Below are 1,716 nucleotides of genomic sequence, written 5' to 3'. Positions count from 1 at the left end.
CCACGTTTATATACGGTAGAAGAAGCTACTCACCAAGCTTATGATATTTTTTTAGAGCTAGCGCCAAATAACTTGAGTGATAAAGATGTTGAAGACTTTAATGAGTTTAGAGAAGACCTAGGCTTTATTGAAGAAGACGAGCCAGACGATCAGTGGCAAGATTTTGTTGCCCTTGAGATAGAGCCAGAGCACTTTATTCAGGTGCTAGTTGGTTTAGAATTTGAAAATGATGATGTTTTGTTTGCTAAAATTTTGATTAGTCGTGATAAAGATGCTCCGTTTTGTCATATTTTATGGAAAGAGAGTGAATAAGCAATACCGCTTATTTTTATAATTGTGTGCAGAGAGAGTGTTGTGCGTAAGTATTTATTTTTATTTTTTTTAATAATTAGCTGCCCAAGTTGGGCTGTTGATCCATTTGAAGATTTTCATGAATATGGCAAGCTCTCTGATGAAGAAATTCATGAGTTACACAAAGGTGATATGCTTTACGGTGATACTGAATTTGGTTTTATTCTAAGTAAAGGTAACACCAATTCGACCAGTTTTAAGCTCAAAGGTAATTTATACCAAGATTTTGAAAAGTGGCGTAACCAATTTAAAATAGACTCTCTTTATAAGCGTGATGAAAACGATGAAAGCGGTGGCACTGATGTTACTGCTAATCGTATTTTTGTATCAGCGCAAGGTAACTATAAAGTAGGTGTTAAAAACTCCTCATTTTTTATTTACGGTGATTACGAAGAAGATGAGTTTAGTGGACTTGATTTTAAAAGCACGGTGGCGACAGGCTATGGTGCGCGTGTATATCAAGGCTCTAAAAACAAAGTAGATATTGATATAGGACCTGGTTTATACCGTTCAGTCGCCGATGAAGATTCGGATGTGAGCGAAGATGAAATTGATAAAACCGGTTATTTAGTACGTGTTGCAATGCAGTGGGAACGTTTGGTCTCTAAGCGTACTCGTTTTAATCAAGATGTGAGTATAGAGCAGTCGCTTTCAGGTCTTAATTCTCGCTTAAAATCGGAAACCGCACTGATAAGCCAAGTGATTGGCGCGGTATCACTCAAATTTACCTACATGTATCGTTATAATTCAAAACCCGAAGATGATAAACTCAAGTTTGACTCAGAGCTGAGTGCTACATTGGTATACAGCTTTTAAGTATTTATTTAATTTAGAGAATATTATGTATCAGCATAAACAGTATGCGGTGTTTATCTTTTTTGTATTAGCGTGGATTGGCGGTTTTGTGGCGCTTGCGTGGAACTTGTTAGGCGCTGATGGACCTTTAATAATATTTACTGGGATTTTAGTGCTGGTGGGCTTTTTGTTCCATGGCCTAACAGTAAAAGTAGATGATAAAAATATTAGCTGGGCGTTTGGTCCAGGCGTTGCTGGGCAAAGTATTGAGCTTAGCGAAGTAGCAGAAGCAAAAGCAGTTCAAAACTCTTACAGGCACGGTATTGGTATGCGAATTACTCATGATGGTTGGGTATATACAGTATCTGGCTTTAGTGCAATACAGTTAACGCTCAAAGATGGCACCTTGTATAGAGTTGGTACAAACGATCAAAAAGGTTTACTAGCTGCTTTAAAAGAAAAAAACGTATCTATCGCGCTGCCTAGTAAGCCAAAAGCTGAAACGGTTAAGCGTAACAATATGATATAAAAAAAGCGCCTTAGGCGCTTTTTCTATTTGTTTAGCAGTGC

General features: G+C 37.5%; 3 protein-coding genes. All 3 read left to right on the top strand.

Going from position 1 to position 1,716, the window contains the following annotated elements:
• Nucleotides 1-312 (top strand): HI1450 family dsDNA-mimic protein (locus H5072_RS18580; RefSeq protein WP_182694407.1); only part of this gene is annotated, 312 nt, incomplete at its 5' end.
• Nucleotides 313-354: 42 nt separating this feature from the next.
• Nucleotides 355-1,167, top strand: a complete 813-nt coding sequence (locus H5072_RS18575; RefSeq protein ID WP_182694406.1) for a DUF481 domain-containing protein — start codon at nucleotides 355-357, stop codon at nucleotides 1,165-1,167.
• A gap of 25 nt (nucleotides 1,168-1,192) precedes the next feature.
• On the top strand, nucleotides 1,193-1,675 hold the full coding sequence (locus H5072_RS18570; protein WP_002958727.1) for a hypothetical protein: 483 nt from the start codon (nucleotides 1,193-1,195) through the stop codon (nucleotides 1,673-1,675).
• Nucleotides 1,676-1,716: the final 41 nt, after the last annotated feature.

Source organism: Pseudoalteromonas sp. SR45-5 (genome assembly GCF_014163565.1).
GTDB classification, from domain to species: Bacteria; Pseudomonadota; Gammaproteobacteria; order Enterobacterales; family Alteromonadaceae; genus Pseudoalteromonas; species Pseudoalteromonas distincta.
This window is presented reverse-complemented; position numbering and strand designations above follow the sequence as displayed.